General features: G+C 59.0%; 15 protein-coding genes. 10 read left to right on the forward strand and 5 right to left on the reverse strand.

The window, feature by feature from the left end:
* Nucleotides 1-21: 21 nt before the first annotated feature.
* Genes MQW23_RS01465 through MQW23_RS01485 form a run of 5 tightly spaced genes read right to left on the reverse strand, consistent with a single transcriptional unit; the run spans nucleotide 22 to nucleotide 5,318 of the window.
* The gene (locus MQW23_RS01465; RefSeq protein ID WP_252106044.1) at nucleotides 22-1,440 is read right to left on the reverse strand and encodes an amidase; all 1,419 of its coding nucleotides are present in this window, start codon (nucleotides 1,438-1,440) and stop codon (nucleotides 22-24) included.
* Entirely contained in the window at nucleotides 1,440-2,714 is a 1,275-nt protein-coding gene (locus tag MQW23_RS01470) for a Zn-dependent hydrolase (protein WP_252106045.1), read from the reverse strand. Before MQW23_RS01470 ends, MQW23_RS01465 begins: the two co-directional genes overlap by 1 nt.
* Nucleotides 2,715-2,719: 5 nt before the next feature.
* Nucleotides 2,720-3,544, reverse strand: coding sequence for a FadR/GntR family transcriptional regulator (locus MQW23_RS01475; RefSeq protein WP_252106046.1), 825 nt, complete (start codon nucleotides 3,542-3,544; stop codon nucleotides 2,720-2,722).
* A 2-nt stretch (nucleotides 3,545-3,546) separates the two neighbouring features.
* Nucleotides 3,547-5,067 carry a sodium:solute symporter family protein gene (locus tag MQW23_RS01480; protein WP_252106047.1) on the reverse strand — a complete coding sequence of 507 codons (1,521 nt, stop codon included), beginning with the start codon at nucleotides 5,065-5,067 and terminating at the stop codon, nucleotides 3,547-3,549.
* The gene (locus tag MQW23_RS01485) at nucleotides 5,064-5,318 is read right to left on the reverse strand and encodes a hypothetical protein (protein WP_252106048.1); all 255 of its coding nucleotides are present in this window, start codon (nucleotides 5,316-5,318) and stop codon (nucleotides 5,064-5,066) included. Before MQW23_RS01485 ends, MQW23_RS01480 begins: the two co-directional genes overlap by 4 nt.
* Before the next feature lie 300 nt (nucleotides 5,319-5,618).
* On the opposite strand from MQW23_RS01485, the gene aptA reads away from it, so the two are divergent.
* From aptA to MQW23_RS19500, 10 genes are all read left to right on the forward strand, one after another.
* Nucleotides 5,619-6,980, forward strand: a complete 1,362-nt coding sequence (gene aptA / locus MQW23_RS01490) for an omega-aminotransferase AptA (RefSeq protein ID WP_252106049.1) — start codon at nucleotides 5,619-5,621, stop codon at nucleotides 6,978-6,980.
* 18 nt (nucleotides 6,981-6,998) lie between these two features.
* Nucleotides 6,999-8,495: a CoA-acylating methylmalonate-semialdehyde dehydrogenase gene (locus tag MQW23_RS01495; RefSeq protein ID WP_252106050.1), complete on the forward strand. Its 1,497-nt coding sequence runs from the start codon at nucleotides 6,999-7,001 to the stop codon at nucleotides 8,493-8,495.
* 130 nt (nucleotides 8,496-8,625) lie between these two features.
* Nucleotides 8,626-9,246, forward strand: a complete 621-nt coding sequence (locus tag MQW23_RS01500; RefSeq protein WP_252106051.1) for a TetR/AcrR family transcriptional regulator — start codon at nucleotides 8,626-8,628, stop codon at nucleotides 9,244-9,246.
* Between the two features lie 240 nt (nucleotides 9,247-9,486).
* A complete protein-coding gene (locus MQW23_RS01505; protein WP_252106052.1) occupies nucleotides 9,487-10,152 on the forward strand; it encodes a GntR family transcriptional regulator in 666 nt (221 codons plus the stop codon).
* Between the two features lie 260 nt (nucleotides 10,153-10,412).
* Nucleotides 10,413-11,384, forward strand: a complete 972-nt coding sequence (locus MQW23_RS01510) for a TRAP transporter substrate-binding protein (protein ID WP_252106053.1) — start codon at nucleotides 10,413-10,415, stop codon at nucleotides 11,382-11,384.
* Between the two features lie 56 nt (nucleotides 11,385-11,440).
* Nucleotides 11,441-11,971 (forward strand): TRAP transporter small permease, encoded by a 531-nt coding sequence (locus tag MQW23_RS01515; RefSeq protein WP_252106054.1) that lies wholly within the window; start codon nucleotides 11,441-11,443, stop codon nucleotides 11,969-11,971.
* Nucleotides 11,968-13,248 (forward strand): TRAP transporter large permease, encoded by a 1,281-nt coding sequence (locus MQW23_RS01520; protein ID WP_252106055.1) that lies wholly within the window; start codon nucleotides 11,968-11,970, stop codon nucleotides 13,246-13,248. Before MQW23_RS01515 ends, MQW23_RS01520 begins: the two co-directional genes overlap by 4 nt.
* 19 nt (nucleotides 13,249-13,267) lie before the next feature.
* Nucleotides 13,268-14,146 carry a 4-hydroxy-tetrahydrodipicolinate synthase gene (gene dapA / locus MQW23_RS01525; RefSeq protein WP_252106056.1) on the forward strand — a complete coding sequence of 293 codons (879 nt, stop codon included), beginning with the start codon at nucleotides 13,268-13,270 and terminating at the stop codon, nucleotides 14,144-14,146.
* A gap of 8 nt (nucleotides 14,147-14,154) precedes the next feature.
* The gene (locus MQW23_RS01530; RefSeq protein ID WP_252106057.1) at nucleotides 14,155-17,121 is read left to right on the forward strand and encodes an FAD-dependent oxidoreductase; all 2,967 of its coding nucleotides are present in this window, start codon (nucleotides 14,155-14,157) and stop codon (nucleotides 17,119-17,121) included.
* The gene (locus MQW23_RS19500) at nucleotides 17,118-17,993 is read left to right on the forward strand and encodes a DMT family transporter (RefSeq protein WP_252106058.1); all 876 of its coding nucleotides are present in this window, start codon (nucleotides 17,118-17,120) and stop codon (nucleotides 17,991-17,993) included. Before MQW23_RS01530 ends, MQW23_RS19500 begins: the two co-directional genes overlap by 4 nt.
* The last annotated feature ends 10 nt before the right edge of the window (nucleotides 17,994-18,003 follow it).

Here is an 18,003-nt window from a genome sequence, read left to right on the forward strand (position 1 = left end):
GGGGGCATGTGTTCCACTTACTCATTTAGACCGCCCTCCAGGCGGCACCAACCTCGGCAAAACCCCCTCCAACACCCGCGCCACATGTAGCACCTTCATATCCTGATATTTCCCCGCGACCAGATGCAGCCCCACCGGCAGCCCCTGATCATCCAGCCCACAGGGCAGCGAGGCGGCGGGTTGCTGGGTGAGGTTGAAGGGGTAGCTGAACGGGGTCCAGTCCATCCAGTCTTTATACTGGCCGCCGGGCGGCACGTTGTAGCCCGCCTCGAAGGGCGAAATGGGCACCGTCGGGGTGACGAGCAGATCGAATCGCTCGTGGAAGGCAGCCATGTGGGCGGTCAGCTCGCTGCGCGCGCGGCGGGCGGCGAGGTACTGCGGGAGCGAAACGTCCTGTCCGCGCCGGGCGATATCGAGAAAGCCGGGGTCGAGTGCCGCCTGCCGCGCTTCGCTCAGCTTTTCCAGCGCCTGGGTGGCGCCGGCGAACCAGAGCGTGTTGAAGGTCTCAAGCGGGTTGGTAAAGCCCGGGTCGATGCGCTCGACCGTGGCGCCCAGCGCCTCCAGGTGTGCAACGGCTTCTTCCACCCGCCGGGCGATGTCCGGAGCGACGTCCACGTAACCCAGGTTGGCGCTGAAGGCGATGCGGTAGCCGCGCAGGTCCGCTGGCGGTAGGGCGAGCCAGTCCGGCCCCTGCGGGTTGCCCGCGTAGCCGTCGCGGCTGTCGGGCTTTGCCATCACGCTTAACATCAGGGCGCTGTCGGCGGCGGTGCGGGTCATGGGGCCCAGGTGTGAAAGGGTGCTCATGGCGCTGGCGGGCCACTGGGGCACCCAGCCAAAGGTTGGCTTGATGCCGAAGATGCCGGTAAAACTGCACGGAATACGAATCGAGCCGCCCGCGTCGCTGCCCTGGTGAAGAAGCCCCAGGTTCAGCGCCGCCGCCGCGCCTGCGCCGCCTGATGAACCACCGGGCGTTAGCTGCGTGTTCCACGGGTTGCGGGTGATGCCGTGCAGCGGGTTGTCGGTCACGCCTTTCCAGCCGAACTCCGGCGAGGTGGTCTTGCCGATCACGATGGCGCCCGCCTCGCGCAGGTGGCGGCTGATGGGGGCATCCACCTCCCAAGGGCCTTCGGCTGAGGTGGTGGTCGAGCCCATGCGGGTGGGAAGCCCGCGGGTCAGGGTCAGGTCCTTGATCGTCACCGGTACGCCATCCAGCGGGCCGCAGGGCGTACCCTGCTGCCAGCGCCGGTGGGAAGCCTGGGCGAGCTCCCGTGCTTGCGCCGCGTTGACCACGCTGAAGGCGTTGACGCGCGGGTTGTGGCGTTCGATACGCGAAAGGCAGTCATCGACCAGTGCTTCGGGGCTGAGCGAGCCTTCCTTGAAACGCGCAAGCGCCTCGACGGCAGTCAGGGTCTCGAAGGTTTCGGCAGATGGGCTGGTCATCACGCGTCTCCCTCGACCGTTCCCGCCGCGTCCAGCACCGCGTGGAGCAGCACGTTGGCACCTGCGTGAACGTGTTCGGGCTCGGCGCTTTCGGCTTCGTTGTGGCTGATGCCGTCCTTGCAGGGAATGAAGATCATCGCCGCCGGTGCCACCCGGCCGATGAAGATGGCGTCGTGGCCTGCGCCGCTGATGATCTCCTGATGAGAATGGCCCATCGCTTCCGCTCCTCGGCGCACGCGCTCGACACAGGCCTTATCGAAGTACTCCGGCGCGAAGGTAGCGGTGGGGGTCAGTTCCCACTCTAGGCCGTGGCGCTCGCTGATCTCCTCGACCGCTCCGGCTACCTCGCGGCTCATCGCCTCCAGCGCCTCTGACTCCCAGTGGCGCATGTCCAGGGTCATCTTCACCTGGCCGGGGATGACGTTGCGCGAGCCCGGGTGCAGCGCCATGTACCCCACGGTGCCCCGGCCGTGGGGCGCGTGGCTATGGGCAATGCGGTTGAGCGCGTGGGTGACTTCCGCCGCGCCCATCATGGCGTCGCGGCGCAGATGCATCGGCGTGGGGCCGGCGTGGGCCTCGAGCCCGGTCAGGGTCAAATCGAACCATTTCTGGCCGAGCGCACCAATCACCACGCCGATGGTGGTCTCGGTCTCTTCCAGTATCGGGCCCTGCTCGATATGCGGCTCGAAGTAGGCCGCGATCTCGCCCGGTGAGACGTCGTCCTGGCCGCGATAGCCGATGGCGTCCAACGCCTCGCCCGCCGTGACACCCTCATGGTCGGCGCGGGCCATCATCTCGTCGAAGCCGAGTTCGCCGGTGAAGATGCCGGAGCCCATCATGCAGGGCGCAAAGCGGCAGCCCTCTTCGTTGGTCCAGGCGGCAATCTCCACCGGCGCGCGGGTGCGAATGTCGTGCTGATTGAGCGTGCGCACGACCTCGAGCCCCGCCAGCACGCCAAAGGCGCCGTCATACTTGCCGCCGGTTGGTTGGCTATCCAGGTGGCTGCCCATCATGACGGCCTTCGCTTGTGTATCGCTGCCCGGGCGGCGGGCGAAGATGTTCCCCACCCGATCAATGCGAATCGAGCAGCCCTCGGCCCGGCACCACTGGATGAACAGGTCGCGGCCCTGGCGGTCCAGGTCGGTCAGCGCCTGACGGTTGACGCCGCCCTTGGGGGTGGCGCCAAGCTTGGCCATTTCCATCATCGAGGCCCAGAGGCGGTCGCTGTCGGTGGTCATTTGGGTGGTTGGTTGAACGGTCGATTGAGTGGTCATGATGGTTACCTCGCGGAATCAAGCGGTGGGGGTGGCAGGTCGTGCAGTCGGGAGCGCGGGGGGGCGGTGTCCACGGGGCCGGTGAGCATCTGCTCGGCCATTTCCGTTTCCAAGGCGCTCATGTGCTGTTCGGCATCCGCCATGTGCTCGGCCATCAGCCGACGCACTTGGGGCGTGTCTTCGCGGCGGTAGGCCTCGATCAGCCGACGGTGGTAGTCGTGGTTGGCCTGGTCGAACTGCTTGCGCTCGGGGATGTAGGCCTTCTTGATGACGACCAGATCGCGCAGCATGTCGTTGAGAAACCGGCACATGAAGGCCAGCAGCGGGTTCGGGCAGGCCTTGGCCAGAAGCTGGTGAAACTCGAGCTCCAGAAAGCGCTGGTGGCGATGATCCTCGTCGTTGTCGCAGCAGGCGCAGGCGCTCATGTTGGCTTCCAGCAAGTCGAAATCTGCCTCGCCAAGGCGCCCGACCACGGAGGCGGCAAGCTCCACCTCCAGCAGTTTGCGAAGCTGATACACCTGGTGGGCATCCAGCGTTTGAAAGTGCAGAAAGTTGCGCAGCATCCGGCTGGCGGGCTCCATGCCCGGCTGATTGATCACCGCACCGCCCTTCGGGCCGGTCTTCAGCGTGATCAGCCCTTCCACTTCGAGTATCTTGAGCGCTTCGCGGATGGTGCCCTTGGCGCTTTCGTAAAGCGCCATCAGGGCCTTTTCGTTGGGCAGCCGGTCGCCCTCCTTGAGGCCCTCGGCGGCGATCCAGCGCTTGATATCGTCGCTGATCAGCTCGGCCAGCTTCGGGCGCCGGGGGGCGTGAGTGAACGAGGCTGCCATCGCTAGACGCTCTTGCCGGCAGAGGCGCGGTGAGGTGCCGAACTCGCGCGCTCGGGGTGGTACTCGGCGTCGTACTCGCCGCGGGCACGCTCGAAGCGCTCCACCACGTCGCGGTCACGCCGCGTAAGCGCCATGCTCAAGCCCACGAAAAGCGCCACGTTGAGCAACAGCCCCCAGACGCCAGCGTGAAAGCCAAAGGGGGCGGCCAGCGGGCCGAAAGTCATCAGCAGCACGCAGGCAACCCCGCCAAGTAGCCCGACCAGCGCGGCGGTGGGGTGAGCCCTTTTCCAGGTGATCGCGCCGACGGTTGGGACGATGAGCTGGGCGGTGCCGGCCAAAGCCGCAATGCCGATGGTCACCAGCACCCCGGGCACGGCGAGTGCCATGATGTAGGCCGTCAACGAAAACCCGACCAGCGAGTAGCGGCCGATGGTCACGATACGCGCCTGGCTCGCGTCACGGTTCACGTAGCGCTTGTAGATATCCATGGTGACGATGGTCGAGACCGCGTGGATCTGCGAATTGGCGGTCGACATCGCCGCCGAGGCGCCGGCGGCCATGATCAGCGAGGCGAGCAGGTAAGGCGCATACTCCATCAGCATGATCGGCAGGATCTGATCCGGGTTATCCACACCCGGCTCCAGCAGCACGCCTGAATAACCCGAGAGCACCGAGCCCACGTAGGCAAACGCCGCCAAACCGAGCAGAAACGGCATCAGGTTGAACAGCTTGCCGTGCTTGACCGAGTACATGCGCAGCCAGATCTGCGGGCCCATGAAGGCACCGATGGCCGTGACCACGAACAGCGAGAACCACATGGGGTAGCCCATGGTGCCGTTGGGCCCGGGTAGGGTCAGGTGCTCTGGCGAGCTTTGCTGCAACTGGCTGAACAGCGCGACCGGGCCGCCGACCTGCGTTGAGATGTAGTAACCCGCGTACATCATGCCGAAGAAGAGCAGGGCCCCGTAAATGACATCGGTCCAGGCGATGGCACGAATACCGCCGATCCACACGTAGATAATGATGATGAAATAGAACAGCAGCGCCGCCAGCCAGAAAGGAATCAGCCCGTTGGAGGCCACTTCGATGAGGTAGGCACCACCGGTCAGCTGGATTTGCAGATAGGGCACGGTGAAGATCAGCGTAATGGCCGCCACGGTGAGGCGAAGCGCCTCGCTGTTGTAGAAGTCGCCCATCAGATCCGACGGGGTCAGATAGTCAAAGCGTTTACCCAGAAACCAGACCCGCTTGCCGACCCAGTAGTACATGAAACCGAACAGCAGGTTCCAGGCAAGCGCGGTGAGAAAGACCGGCCCGTTGGTATAGAACGTGGCGTTGGAGCCGAGAAACGCGAAGGCGCTCCACCAGGTCGCCGCCACGGTGAAGAAGACCGCGATGCTGCCCATCGCGCGCCCTTGCACGAAAAAGTCCTCGCTGGTGGCCTGGGACTGCCGGGCCGAGACGACGCCCACGATCAACGGAATGATCATGAACGCGGCGATGATCAATAGGCTGCCGCTCATGATGTCTCTCCCGCTGGCTCTTTTGGCTGGTTGGGTGACGCCGACTCGCTACCCCAGTTGGTGAGATAGGCCGCCAGGAACAGCGCGGTCAGCACGAACCACCAAAAGAGATTCCACGCGAGCAGGAAGGGGGCGCCCAGAATCATGGGCTCGATGCGATTGGCCAGCAGGATGAGCGGGCTCTCCAGCATGACAAAACTGATGATGATACCGGCGTAGAGCACCAGCTTGGGTCGGGGCAGGTTTTTCATAAGTCACTCGGCTCGTTGATTTATGTTTGAAAGTGCGAGCTTTTTTTAATCTACAAGCAGGTGTTGAAACTTCGAGGAAGTTATCACCACGAACTTGCTGAAGGGCGTGTCTCATTTTTTATATTTATTCGTATAAATATTATCTTTAGGGCGTTTGAGGTTCAGGGTCAAGGCCGCTCAAGGCTAAAAGACCACTATTTGCGTATGAATTCACTAACGTGAACTAAAGAAAAATGATGTTTTATTGACGTAGCGGGCGGCGCATTCTGATCGGGTATCCAACACTTTGGAGCCTGAATCATGACGGATCTTTCGACCGGCGCTTCGCCGCTGAGCGTGGAGGCTGAGGGCCCGAGCGCCAAGCTCAACCACCACTACTGGATGCCTTACAGCGGCAACCGCGATTTTCGCGCGAACCCGCGGATCATCACCGGCGCCGAAGGGCGCTATTACATCGACGACCAGGGGCGCAAGCTTTTCGATTCGCTCTCGGGGCTCTGGACCTGCGGGGCCGGGCACAACCGCGAAGAGATCCAGAAGGCGGTTTCGAAGCAGCTCGGCTCGCTCGACTTTGCGCCGGGCTTTCAGATCGGCCATCCGCTAGCGTTCGAACTTGCCGAGAAGATCGCAAGCCTCACGCCCGAAGGGCTCGATCACGTGTTCTTCACCAACTCCGGGTCGGACGCGGCGGACACTTCGATCAAGATGGCCAAGGCCTACTGGCGCCTAAAGGGGAGACCTGAGAAGACGCGCCTGATCGGTCGGGCCAAGGGGTATCACGGCGTCAATATCGGCGGCACGAGCCTGGGCGGCATCGGCGGTAACCGAAAGCATTATGGGCAGCTGATGGATGTCACCCATCTGCCGCACACGCTGCAGGCGGGGCACGCGTTTACCCGCGGCCAGGCCGAGACCGGCGCTGAGCTGGCCGATGCGCTGCTCGACCAGATCGCCCTGCACGACGCCTCGAACATCGCGGCGGTGATCGTCGAGCCGATGTCCGGCTCCGCCGGCGTCATCGTGCCGCCGAAAGGGTATCTGGATCGGCTGCGTAAAATCTGTACCGAGCACGATATTTTGCTGATTTTCGATGAGGTGATCACTGCCTTCGGGCGCAGCGGGGCGCGTACCGGCGCCGAGGCGTTTGGCGTCACGCCGGACATCATGAACGTAGCCAAGCAGGTGACCAACGGCGCCGTACCCATGGGCGCGGTGATCGCAAGCCACGAGATCTTCGATACCTTCATGCACGGTGGTGGCCCGGCCCATGCCATCGAGTTTCCCCACGGCTACACCTACAGCGCCCACCCGGTGGCCTGCGCGGCGGGGCTGGCGTCCCTCGGGATGCTCGAACGCGAGGACTTCCCGGCCCAGGTGCGCAGCATTGCCCCGGCCTTCGAGGAAAAACTTCACGCCCTGAAGGGCCGCCCTCATGTGGTGGATATTCGCAACTATGGGCTGGCCGGCGCCCTGCAGCTGGCCCCGCGCGATGGCGACCCGACCATCCGCCCGCGGGATGCGCACCTGGCGCTGTGGGAGGCGGGCTTCTACGTGCGCTTTGGCGGCGACACGCTGCAGTTCGGCCCGCCTTTCGGCACCACCGAGGCCGAACTCGAGCGGCTCTTTGATGCCGTTGCCACCACCCTGGACGCTCTGGCTTAACCAATTGGAGAACACACGATGGATTTAGTGGCCCACCTGATCAACGGCGAATCCGTTAACAGCGCGTCGACGTTTGACGTCACCAACCCCTCCACCGGCGAGGTGATTCGCCAAGTGGCGGAGGGTCGCCGCGAGGACGTCGACCGCGCCATCGCTGCTGCCCAAGCCGCGTTCCCCGCCTGGCGCGATACGCCGCCGGCCAAGCGCGCCCAGTTCATGTACCGTTTCAAGCAGCTTTTGGAAGACAATGCGGAGCGTTTGGTGAAGCTGGTCAGCGAAGAGCACGGCAAGACGCCGGAAGACGCCCTCGGCGAGCTCAAGCGCGGCATCGAGAACGTTGAATACGCCTGCGGCGTGCCGGAGCTCTTGAAGGGCGAGTACTCCCACAACGTCGGTCCGGGCATCGATGCGTGGTCGAACTTTCAGCCGCTGGGCGTGGTAGCGGGCATCACGCCGTTCAACTTCCCCGCCATGGTGCCGCTGTGGATGTATCCCATGGCGATCGCCTGCGGCAACACCTTCGTGCTCAAGCCGTCGGAAAAGGACCCAAGCGCGGCGCACGCCGTGGCGGCGCTGCTGAAAGAGGCCGGCCTACCGGACGGCGTGATGAACGTGGTGCACGGCGGGCGCGAGGCGGTCGAAACGCTGCTGGATGCCAAGGCGATCAAGGCGATCTCGTTCGTCGGCTCGACCCCGGTGGCCGAGGCGATCTACAGCCGCGGCACGGCGAACGGCAAGCGCGTCCAGGCCTTGGGCGGGGCCAAGAACCACGCCGTGGTGCTGCCGGATGCGGACCTTGAAAACGCCGCCAACACGCTGATGGGCGCGGCGTTTGGCAGCTGCGGCGAGCGCTGCATGGCGATCTCGGTCGCGGTGTGTGTGGGCGATGAAACCGCCGACCGGCTAGTCGAGACGATGCTGCCTAAAATCGCCGAGCTCAAGGTCGGCCCCGGCACCGATAAAGGCCTGGACATGGGCCCGCTGGTCACCGCTGAGCACCGCGACAAGGTGCTCAGCTACATCGCAGACGGCGAAAACGCCGGAGCCAAACTGGTTGCCGACGGTCGCGAGCTGTCAGTAAAAGGCCATGAAAACGGCTACTTCGTCGGCGGCTGCCTGTTCGATCACGTCACCGCCGACATGCGCATCTACCAGGAAGAGATCTTCGGCCCGGTGCTGTGCGTGGTGCGCGTGGGCAGCCTCGATGATGCCATGCAACTGATCAACGACCACGAGTACGGCAACGGCACGTGCCTGTTCACCCGCGACGGCGAGGCCGCCCGGCGCTTCACCGACGGCATCGAGGTCGGCATGGTCGGCGTCAACGTGCCGCTGCCGGTACCGGTGGCCTACCACAGCTTCGGCGGCTGGAAGCGCTCGCTGTTCGGCGACCTGCACGCCTACGGGCCGGATTCCGTGCGCTTTTACACCCGGCGCAAGGCGGTCTCTCAGCGCTGGCCCTCCGTGTCTGAGGCGACCCGCGCCGAGTTCTCCTTTCCTGCCAACCAGAGTTGACGTCCTCGTCCAACCAGGACATCGTCTTAGCACCGCCTTCGGGCGGTGCTTTTTTTGGCCGTCCTTTTGCGCACCGAGCGCTGGTGGCCGTTCGTTTTTCATCGTTTCGCGTCAGAGGGCAGAGCCACGCGTGCCAAGAACCCAGGAAGAGATTCGCCAGACCAACGTCAAGAACATCCTTCAGGCCGCCGAACAGCTGTTTGCCGAAAAAGGCTATGCGGGAGCCTCGATGGGCGAGATCGCCGCGCTGGCCGGGCTGCCCAAGTCCAACGTGCACTACTACTTCTCGACCAAAAAAGCGCTTTATCAGGAAGTGCTGCTGTCGCTTCTGGAATTGTGGAAACAGGATGCGCTCTGCTTCGAGCTTTATGACGACCCGCGCGTGGTGCTCTCGACCTACATTCGCGCCAAGATGAACCACTCGCGCTACCGCGCCCACGGCTCGAAGATCTGGGCCATGGAAGTCATGCAGGGCGCGCCCATACTCGGCAAGCGCCTGCGCGAGAACCTCTTCGACTGGGCCAAGCTGAAAGAGGCCAAGATCCGCGAGTGGGTGAAGACGAATCAGATCGCCTCGGTGGAGCCGTCGCACCTGCTCTATATGATCTGGGCCTCGACCCAGCACTACGCGGATTTCGACTACCAGATCGGCCTGCTCAACGACGACCAACCGCTGGATGACCTGCAGTTCGAAAAGGCGGTGCAGACGGTCACCTCGGTGATTTTGCGCGGGATTGGGCTGACCACATGATTCATTCGAAGCAAAAGAAGGTAACCGGCATACACGAGTAAATTATGGCATTTATGGAGGACCATCAAGCTAACCCTAGAATCTTATAATTGAGAAAAGCGCTATCTTTAATGCTTGTAAGCTGTTTATTGTTATAGGTAAAAATAAAACACTAGAACAATGGTATCGGTGATGGTTTCTCCGGGGTTCGCTAAAATATACATTGGATAGCGGACGATATTGCGAATAGAGGAATAATGAGTGTTTCTAGCATTGAACGATAGCGAGCATGGCGAGCGAACTGAAAAGGGTGGCCTATCCAGCGTGGCCTATGAAGCTATCATGCGCATGATTCTCGCGCGCGAGCTCTCGGGTGGCGATATTATCCAGGAGAGACGCTTGGCGGATGAGTTGGATATGTCACGCACACCTGTACGTGAGGCGTTGCGACGACTGGAAGCGGAAGGGTGGCTAATAAGGCTGAATGCGCGCACGATTGGCGTTAAAAAGATCGCGATCAATGAATATGTAGCAGCACTGCAGGTTAGAGAGCTATTGGAGCCCGAAGCGGCTTCCTTGGCGGCGACCAAGTTCGGTACACCGATGATCACCGAGTGGGCAAAAAAGCTCGATGCTATCAGGCACTCGAAACAGGCCGGTCTCAAGCAACAATGGGAATTCGACCAAACACTTCATATGGGCATTGCGCAGGCAACGGGAAATGAGGTGTTGTTCAAAATTATATCGGAACTCAGGAAAACGACTCAGATTTTTGAGAACCAGACCCTGCCAGCTCGTTCTTTCCCAGGCTACGATGCTCACTTGGCGATCATTGAGGCCATCGTGACGGGTGATTCTGATAAGGCGCGACAAGCGATGCAGCTTCATTTACGTGAAACCAGGAAGAATATATTCGAAGCAATCTAATTTCACTTTATATTTGAGGCTCAAATTTGGTGCGTTATACCTTTGTTTAGTAGGCCGTTGCACTACCCAATTCAAAGCCTTGGAAGGCTAAATAACTTTCTGATCGTTAATTAAACGTATTTGTGCACAAGATCTGTGCAAATTAATTCTTAAAGCCACTTTTTGATGCAATGGAGTAAATATCTCTTGTAAGAATCAAAGGTTGACAGCTGGTATACCACTGGTCTACAAATGAATAATAACTTCAAAGAGGAACAATTATGAAAAACTCTATAGCGTTTGGAATTGCTTTGTTTACTGTGACTTGCTCAACTCTTTCCTGGGCTGAGACCTTGACGCTAACGGCGGGTCATTCGGCCAACCTTAGTGAGCCCTATCAGAAAGGGTTGGAGAAGTTCGCCGAGGTTGTCGAGCGGGAAACCAATGGTGATGTCACTGTGCAAATATTCCCCAATAACCAGTTGGGTAATGAGCGTGAGATGATTGAAGGTGTTCTCATGAACACGCTTGATATCGCTGTACCTACCAATGGTGTACTGACCAACTTTGTCTCTGAACTGTCACTTTTCGATCTACCGTTTCTGTTTGACGACCGTCAGCATATGTACGAGGTATTGGACGGTGAAGTAGGGAACCGTTTGGCCTCATCAATGCAGGAAAATGGCTTTCGTCTACTGGGTTTTTACGAGGCAGGGGTTCGCCATATCGTGACCCAAGCGCCGGTCAACAGTATCGAAGATCTGGACCGCCAGAGCATTCGGACCATGCAGATTCCGGCGCATGTGGCCGCATTCAACGAGTTCGGTGCTAATGCGACACCACTGGCCTACAGCGAACTCTATGCCGCGCTGGAATCGGGCGTAGTAGACGGCGCCGAAGCGGCTTTTACCAACTATCAGGCACAGCGCTTTTATGAAGTGGCCCCGTATCTTGCTGAAGTGAGCTGGACAACACTAGTGGCGGACCTCGTGATGTCTGAACAGCGCTTCCAGAGTTTGCCTGAAAACGTGCAGCAAGCCTTGTTAGTAGCTGGTCAAGAGTCTGCAGAGTATGAGCGCCAGGTATATGCGGATATGGATGCGCGTATTCGCGAGGAGCTTTTGAGCGCGGGTGTCGAGTTCACTCAGCCCGACTTGGCACCTTTCCGCGAGAGATCTCAAGCGGTCTATGACGAGTTTGTCGATACGGACCAAAAACAAGAACTCTTGGATGAAATCGAGCAATTACGTTAACCCATAAAGGGCTATTCATTATTCGTTTGAATAGCCCTGCGTATCGGGAATGAATTATGACCCCCATAGTGCAATGGGCAGAGCGTCTGCTCCAGTGTGTCCGGCTATTGATATCGACGTGTGTCATCGTTTTATTTGCCTATATGGTCATTGCGATATTAACGCTTGTAGCGGGCCGATATATTTTCGACTTTTCCATCGCAGGTGCGGCGGAATCGGCTACTTTCGCTCAGATATGGGTCATCTTTTTGGCCGCCGGACTGGCCATGCGTGAACGGCTTCACATCGGCGTCGATATTTTATACGAAGCCTTGCCGGACATTCTCAAGCGCGTTACCGCGCTATTGATACTGGTGCTGGGAAGTTGGTTCTTGTGGTTAGCCATTTTAGGTAGTCAGCGGCTATTGCAAATCGGCCAAATGCAAACTTCTTCGGCGCTAGGGATCCCCATGTGGATTCCCTATCTTTCTCTGCCTGTAGGGCTTGGCTATTTCTTCCTCGAGTTCTTGATCGCCTATTTAAAGAAAATTTTCTTCAAAACATCAATCGATAATGCTGAGAAAGATAAAGAGGGCGCCACGTCATGATAACGGTCATTTTGTTATTCCTGGTGCTTTTGATCCTGGGCGCTCCCATTGTTTTCACCATGGGGGTATCCGCTAGTTTGGTGTTGATGGGAGAGGGAATTCCCAGCAGTATAATTTCACAGCGCCTGTTCGCTGGGCTGGATAGTTTTACCATCATGGCAATTCCCTTTTTCGTTCTGTCTGGGCTGTTGATGGAGCGGGGCGGCATTGCTAAACGTATGATCGACTTCGCGACCGCCCTGGTGGGCTGGATTCGTGGCTCTCTGCTGCTGGTTTCCGTCGTCTCTGGTACAGGACTTGCTGCCGTCTCGGGATCAGGGTCTGCCGATACGGCCGCGACTGCGTCACTCATGCTGCCCGAAATGAGAAAACGCCGTTACGATATCGATTTCGCTGCCGGATTGATGGCGGCGGCGGGCTCTCTCGGACCGGTTATACCGCCCTCTATCATGATGATCGTTCTGGCATCGGTGGGTAACGTTTCCGTAGGCGATATGTTCATCGCAGGCGTAGTACCTGGCTTTCTAATGGCTCTCGGTCTATTGCTGGCGGGCTATTTCCATGCTCGTCGTCACGGCGGCGTTTATAGCCAAGTACAGCCTTTCTCTCTTCGCGAACTGGGTAGCACAGCGCTTAAGGCCATTCCGGCGTTTCTGATGCCGTTGATCATCATCGGCGGGATCATTGGTGGCGTCTTTACTCCGACTGAAGCGGCCTCGGTGGCCGTGGCGACGGGGCTGCTGGTAGGGCTTCTGATCTATCGTGAGTTGAAGCTGCGCGATTTGCCCGGACTGATATTGCGGGCAGCCAGCATCTCTGCGTCCGTGATGATGATTATCGCCGTGGCCAACATCTTTTCCTGGCTGGTGGCTCGGGAGGGTGTGCCTCAACTACTAGTAGAGTTTCTGCAGTCCGTCTCTGATAACCCTCTGATCTTTCTGGCCATGCTCAATGTCGGTCTGATCTTTATCGGAATGTTCATGGAAAGTATTGCCGCGATACTGATTTTGGTACCGGTACTCATGCCGGTGGCTCAGAGCTATGGCATCGACCCACTGCATTTAGGGATCGTCATCATCATCAACCTTTCTATCGGAATGGTCACGCCTCCCTATGGCATTACGTTATTCGTGGCTAGCAGTATCGCCCAGCGTCCAATCATGCGTGTGGCTTCAAAGATCATTCTGCCGCTGAGCTTCATGATCGCCGTGCTCCTACTAGTGACCTATGTGCCTTATATCGTAACCGCCTTACCTGATTTCTTTAGAACCCGTTAACGTTGAGCCGGAGATCCAAATGTCGCAGTTCGCTGGTACTTATAGTGTGCTTATCACACCGTTCGATAACGATTTGAATGTAGATGTCGAAAGATTACGCTCGTTTATTGATTGGCAAATCGAGCAGGGTATCCATGGCTTAATTCCTCTCGGTAGTACCGGGGAGTTTCTCTCGATGACGGATGAAGAGCGCCGCTTGGTGGCCAAGACCGTCATCGATCAGACCGCTGGCCGCGTGCCGGTACTGGTGGGCACCGGGGCGGAAAACACGAATGATGTTGTTCGTTATAGCCGCGAGGCCGAAGAGCTGGGTGCCGATGGCTTGATGATTATCCCGCCTTTCTATAGCTGTCCGACGGAAGACGAGCTTTACCATCATTACAAGCAGGTGTCGGATGCCGTTTCTCTGCCGATCATGATCTACAACAACCCCAACGCGGCGAATGTGGATATGCAGCCTGAAACGGTTGCCCGACTCGCCGAGATCGAGAACGTGTCATATATCAAGGAGTCCACGCTCGAGATAACTCGAGTGCGCGACATCCTAAGACTCTGCGGTGACAAGATCGGCGTGTTCGGCGGCGTGCTGGGCTTCGAGTCTTACGTGGAAGGCGCGATCGGCTGGGTAGCGGTGGGCTCCAATGTGATGCCTGCCGAATTCGCTGACCTTTATACGGCAACAGTCGTGGAAAAGGATCTGGATCGCGCCCGGGAGGTGTACCACCGTATCCTTCCCGTTATCGATTTCGTCTTTGGCCATCGCTATGTATCGGGTACCAAGGCGTTACTTGAGTCGATGGGCAAAAGCGTTGGTCACCCTCGCCCGCCACGGCTTCCTTCGCCCGCCGAAGACAAGGCGTGGGCAGATCGCATCGTTAGCACTCTTTCGCTGAAGTAGGGACTGATATGGACGCGCTGGGACGAAAGGTCGTTAAGAAGGCACCAGAGGTTACCTTCACATTCGAAGGTGAACAGCTAAGTGCTCTGGAGGGCCAGAGCCTGGCTTCGGCACTCGTGGGTACCGGCCATTTGTCTCAGCGCGAGGGTCGCTTGGGTGGTAAGCACGGTCACTACTGCGGTATGGGGGCGTGTTTCGAGTGCCTGGTCAACGTGGACGGGCGTCATGGCGTGCGTGCGTGCATGACACCGGTTCAGCAAGGGCTGGTGGTCAAGCATCATCCCTACAAAAGCCCCTTGGCTTACGAGCCAGCCGAGCCGGCATCCTTCAAAACTTCGCACGAGCGCGTGACGACCGATGTGCTGGTCATCGGCGCAGGCCCCGCCGGTCTGCAAGCGGCGCTCTCGGCCCGACAGACCAGCGCAGATGTTCTTTTGATCGATGAGCGCGCAAGCCTTGGTGGCCAGTATTTCAAGCAGCTCTCATCGGCCTATACAACGGCAAAAGGCATCGCACCCGATAAACAAATGCAGGCAGGTCGCTCGCTGATAGAGACGCTAGTAAAGGCTGATGTAAAGCCTTGGCATAACACGCTCGTTTGGGGCGCGTTTCGAGAGCATCCCGACCAGATAAAGATCGGCGTTGAACGAGAAGGTGTCGCTATGATTATCGAGCCCCGGGCCGTTGTTATAGCGACCGGTGCCACTGAACGGCCATATCCTGTGCCTGGCTGGACACTGCCCGGCGTCATGACCACGGGAGGGTTGCAAACCCTGCTGCGTTCCTACCGAACGGCGCCCCCTGGGCCCGTGCTGATCGCTGGTAACGGTCCGCTTAATCTGCAGGTCGCTGCAGAGTTGGTTTCTGCCGGGGTCGAGGTGGCGGGCGTGGTGGAAAGTGCTAGCCTCACTTCCCTAACCGCGCTTGCTCAAACGGGTCAAGCGACGCGTCACGCGCCCGCGTTGATAGGTGCTGGGCTTGGCTACCTGCTGACGCTCAAACGAGCCCGTGTCCCCATCTTCGACGGCTACACGGTCGCGGCGATCGAAGGGGATGGCGGGGTCGAAAGCGTGGTTATAGCCCCCGTCACCTCGACGGGGGAGCTTGGCGAATCGACCCGACGCCTTCAGGTGAAAGCGATAGGTCTTGGATACGGTTTTCAACCGCAGGCCGAAATTGGTCGGCTGATGGGTGTCGAGCATTTCTATGCGCCCGCCATGGCCTCTGTTACCAAAGTGCTTTCGGCAGATAGGGCGGAAGACGGTAGCTGCAATGTACCCGGCGTTTTCATCGCCGGTGAGGCGGGTGGCTTTGGTGGTGCTCAGTTGGCGCTTGCCCAAGGCGCACTGGCGGGAGCTGCCGCCGCCAAACACTGTGGCTATAAGGTGAGCGCAGACCTTGCGAGCTGGCATGCGCAACAGCGAAAGCATCGACGTTTTCAAAAAGCACTTTGGAGTGCCTTTGCCTCTCCCTTGAAGCCGTTGGCGGGGCTTACCGACGAGACGGTCGTTTGTCGCTGCGAAGGTATTACGGCCGGCGATATTCTTGCCGGGCGCGAAGCCTGTAGTGATGTGGCCTCTATCAAGCGCCAGACTCGAGCCGGCATGGGGCGTTGCCAAGGGCGGTACTGCGCCGCGACGGTCAGTCTTCTTATCGCCAGCGATAGACAAGGTAGCCAATTCGACCTGCCGGCTCCGCAGAATCCAATCAAGCCTGTTGCCATTGGTGCTCTGGCCATCGAGAAGGGCGAGTGGGCCGGACACCGACGCGTAGAGACGCCGAGTGCATCGGGTCATCATGAGATTGACACCTCACAGCCGGCCATCGAGGTCGATGTACTGGTGATCGGTGCTGGTGTGGCGGGAAGTTCAACCGCGATGTCCCTTGCCCGTCAGGGCGTTGAGGTAGCGGTGCTGGATCGCGGATTGCCTAATGGCGAAGCCTCGGGCGGTAACGCGGGCAGTCTGCACGTTCAATTGCTGTCGTTCGATTTCGGGACAAAGGCCGAAGGCGGCGGCGGGCCTGCCGCCAGCACGCTACCACTGCAACAGGCGAGTGCCTCGCTTTGGGAAACGTTGGCCGGTGAGCTCGACGAGGACATCGAATTCAAACGCAGCGGCGGCCTCATGGTGGCGGAAAACGAAACACAGCTGCGTTTTCTGGAACGTAAAGCGGCGCTCGAACGCTCGCTGGGTATCGATACCCGGATCATTGAGCGTGCTGATGTCGAGCGCAAACTGCCCGCTATTTCAGAGGCCGTGATCGGTGGTGCGTGGTGCGCTGAGGAGGGCAAGATCAATCCTTTGTTGGCGACACCGGCTCTGGTCCGGGCGGCAACTTTGGCCGGAGCGCACTTTTACACCGGCGAGGCGGTACAGACGATTGAGCGAGTCAACGGGAAATGGCAGATCGGAACCCAAAGCGGGCGTATCTATCGCGCTTCTCGGGTTGTCAATGCGGCCGGTGCTTGGGCGGGCGACATAGGCAAGTTGGCGGGAATAAACGTTCCGGTACATGCGGCGCCTTTGCAAATGATTGTCACCGAAGCGGCGGAGCCGGTCGTGGATGTGCTTCTTGCACACGCCGACCGACACCTAACGCTCAAGCAGGCGGCGAACGGCAATGTCATTATCGGCGGCGGCTGGCCTGCGGGTCTCAGCATTCCTTTTGGATATCAGCGTCCGTTGCTCGATAGTATCGAAGGCAACTTGTGGGTGGCGCGACACGTGCTCCCGGCCTTGGACCAGTTGCGTGTACTGCGTAGCTGGGCGGCGATCAATATCAATATCGATGGTGCACCGATTCTGGGAGAGGCACCCCAACTTCCCGGTTTTTACAATGCAGTGACGTCCAATGGTTTTACTTTGGGGCCACTGGTGGGTCAGATCACGGCGGATATGATCACGCGTGGAAAAAGCGATTGGAATCTCGCGCCTTTTTCTTTGGAGCGCTTTGAAGGGAAGAATATCTCGTGACGGCAGTAATTGCTGCCACGCAGCGCCCGCTTCGTGGCATTGCATGCATGCTGGCGGCCGCGGCACTGTTCGTTGCGATGGACTCGTTAGCCAAATACTTGGGTGATCGCTACTCCCCTGTACAGCTGGCGTGGTCACGCTACAGCGTACATTTGGTCGTACTGGTGCTGTTGCTTGCCTTGATGGGGCGACTTAACCGTACCGATCTTGCAAGTCAGGCACCTTGGGGGCAGTTAGGGCGAGGACTACTGCTGCTCGGTGCTACGATATTTGCCTATCTGTCTGTTCGTGTGCTGCCGCTTACGCAAGTCTATGTCGTCAATTTCAGTTCGCCGCTAATCGTCACGCTATTGGCGATACCGCTTTTGAACGAACGCGTTGGCTTTAAACGAATTCTGGCGGTTGTGGGTGGATTTTCGGGCGTGTTGATCGCCGTTCAACCCGACGTGGGTGGTTTAAGCAGTGAGCTTTTACTACCCGTAGCCATGGCTTTCTGCTTTGCGCTTTATCAATTGGCGACACGGTATTTTGCCGCCCAGGATTCAGCACTGATCTCTCTGCTTTATACCGCCGCTGCCGGAGGCGTCGTATGCACACTGGCGGTGCCTTTTTTTTGGGTGCCCATTCAGCATCAGGATATCGCTTTGTTCATCCTGATCGGAGTGCTAGGGGCATTAAGTCATTTTGCGTTGATCGAAGCCATGCGCTCGGCGTCAGCGTCGCTGGTCTCTCCCTTTTTATATTCGCAGCTAATATGGGCCACTTTCATTGGCTACTGGTTTTTCGGCGACTATCCCACAAAAGCCACGTTTATTGGGGCGGGGATCGTCGCCTTGGCAGGCGGTTATCTCATTATCAACGAGCGTCATTGACACTAAACGA

Origin of the sequence: Halomonas sp. S3-1-1 (genome assembly GCF_023757625.1) — a bacterium.
In the GTDB taxonomy this organism is placed as follows: Bacteria; Pseudomonadota; Gammaproteobacteria; order Pseudomonadales; family Halomonadaceae; genus Vreelandella.

Bases quoted from the DNA above. Each gene is read 5' to 3' on its own strand.
- MQW23_RS01465 (WP_252106044.1), bottom strand. From the start codon at position 1,440: ATGACCAGCCCATCTGCCGAAACCTTCGAGACCCTGACTGCCGTCGAG.
- MQW23_RS01470 (WP_252106045.1), bottom strand. From the start codon at position 2,714: ATGACCACTCAATCGACCGTTCAACCAACCACCCAAATGACCACCGAC.
- MQW23_RS01475 (WP_252106046.1), bottom strand. From the start codon at position 3,544: ATGGCAGCCTCGTTCACTCACGCCCCCCGGCGCCCGAAGCTGGCCGAG.
- MQW23_RS01480 (WP_252106047.1), bottom strand. From the start codon at position 5,067: ATGAGCGGCAGCCTATTGATCATCGCCGCGTTCATGATCATTCCGTTG.
- MQW23_RS01485 (WP_252106048.1), bottom strand. From the start codon at position 5,318: ATGAAAAACCTGCCCCGACCCAAGCTGGTGCTCTACGCCGGTATCATC.
- aptA (WP_252106049.1), top strand. From the start codon at position 5,619: ATGACGGATCTTTCGACCGGCGCTTCGCCGCTGAGCGTGGAGGCTGAG.
- MQW23_RS01495 (WP_252106050.1), top strand. From the start codon at position 6,999: ATGGATTTAGTGGCCCACCTGATCAACGGCGAATCCGTTAACAGCGCG.
- MQW23_RS01510 (WP_252106053.1), top strand. From the start codon at position 10,413: ATGAAAAACTCTATAGCGTTTGGAATTGCTTTGTTTACTGTGACTTGC.
- MQW23_RS01515 (WP_252106054.1), top strand. From the start codon at position 11,441: ATGACCCCCATAGTGCAATGGGCAGAGCGTCTGCTCCAGTGTGTCCGG.
- MQW23_RS01520 (WP_252106055.1), top strand. From the start codon at position 11,968: ATGATAACGGTCATTTTGTTATTCCTGGTGCTTTTGATCCTGGGCGCT.
- dapA (WP_252106056.1), top strand. From the start codon at position 13,268: ATGTCGCAGTTCGCTGGTACTTATAGTGTGCTTATCACACCGTTCGAT.
- MQW23_RS01530 (WP_252106057.1), top strand. From the start codon at position 14,155: ATGGACGCGCTGGGACGAAAGGTCGTTAAGAAGGCACCAGAGGTTACC.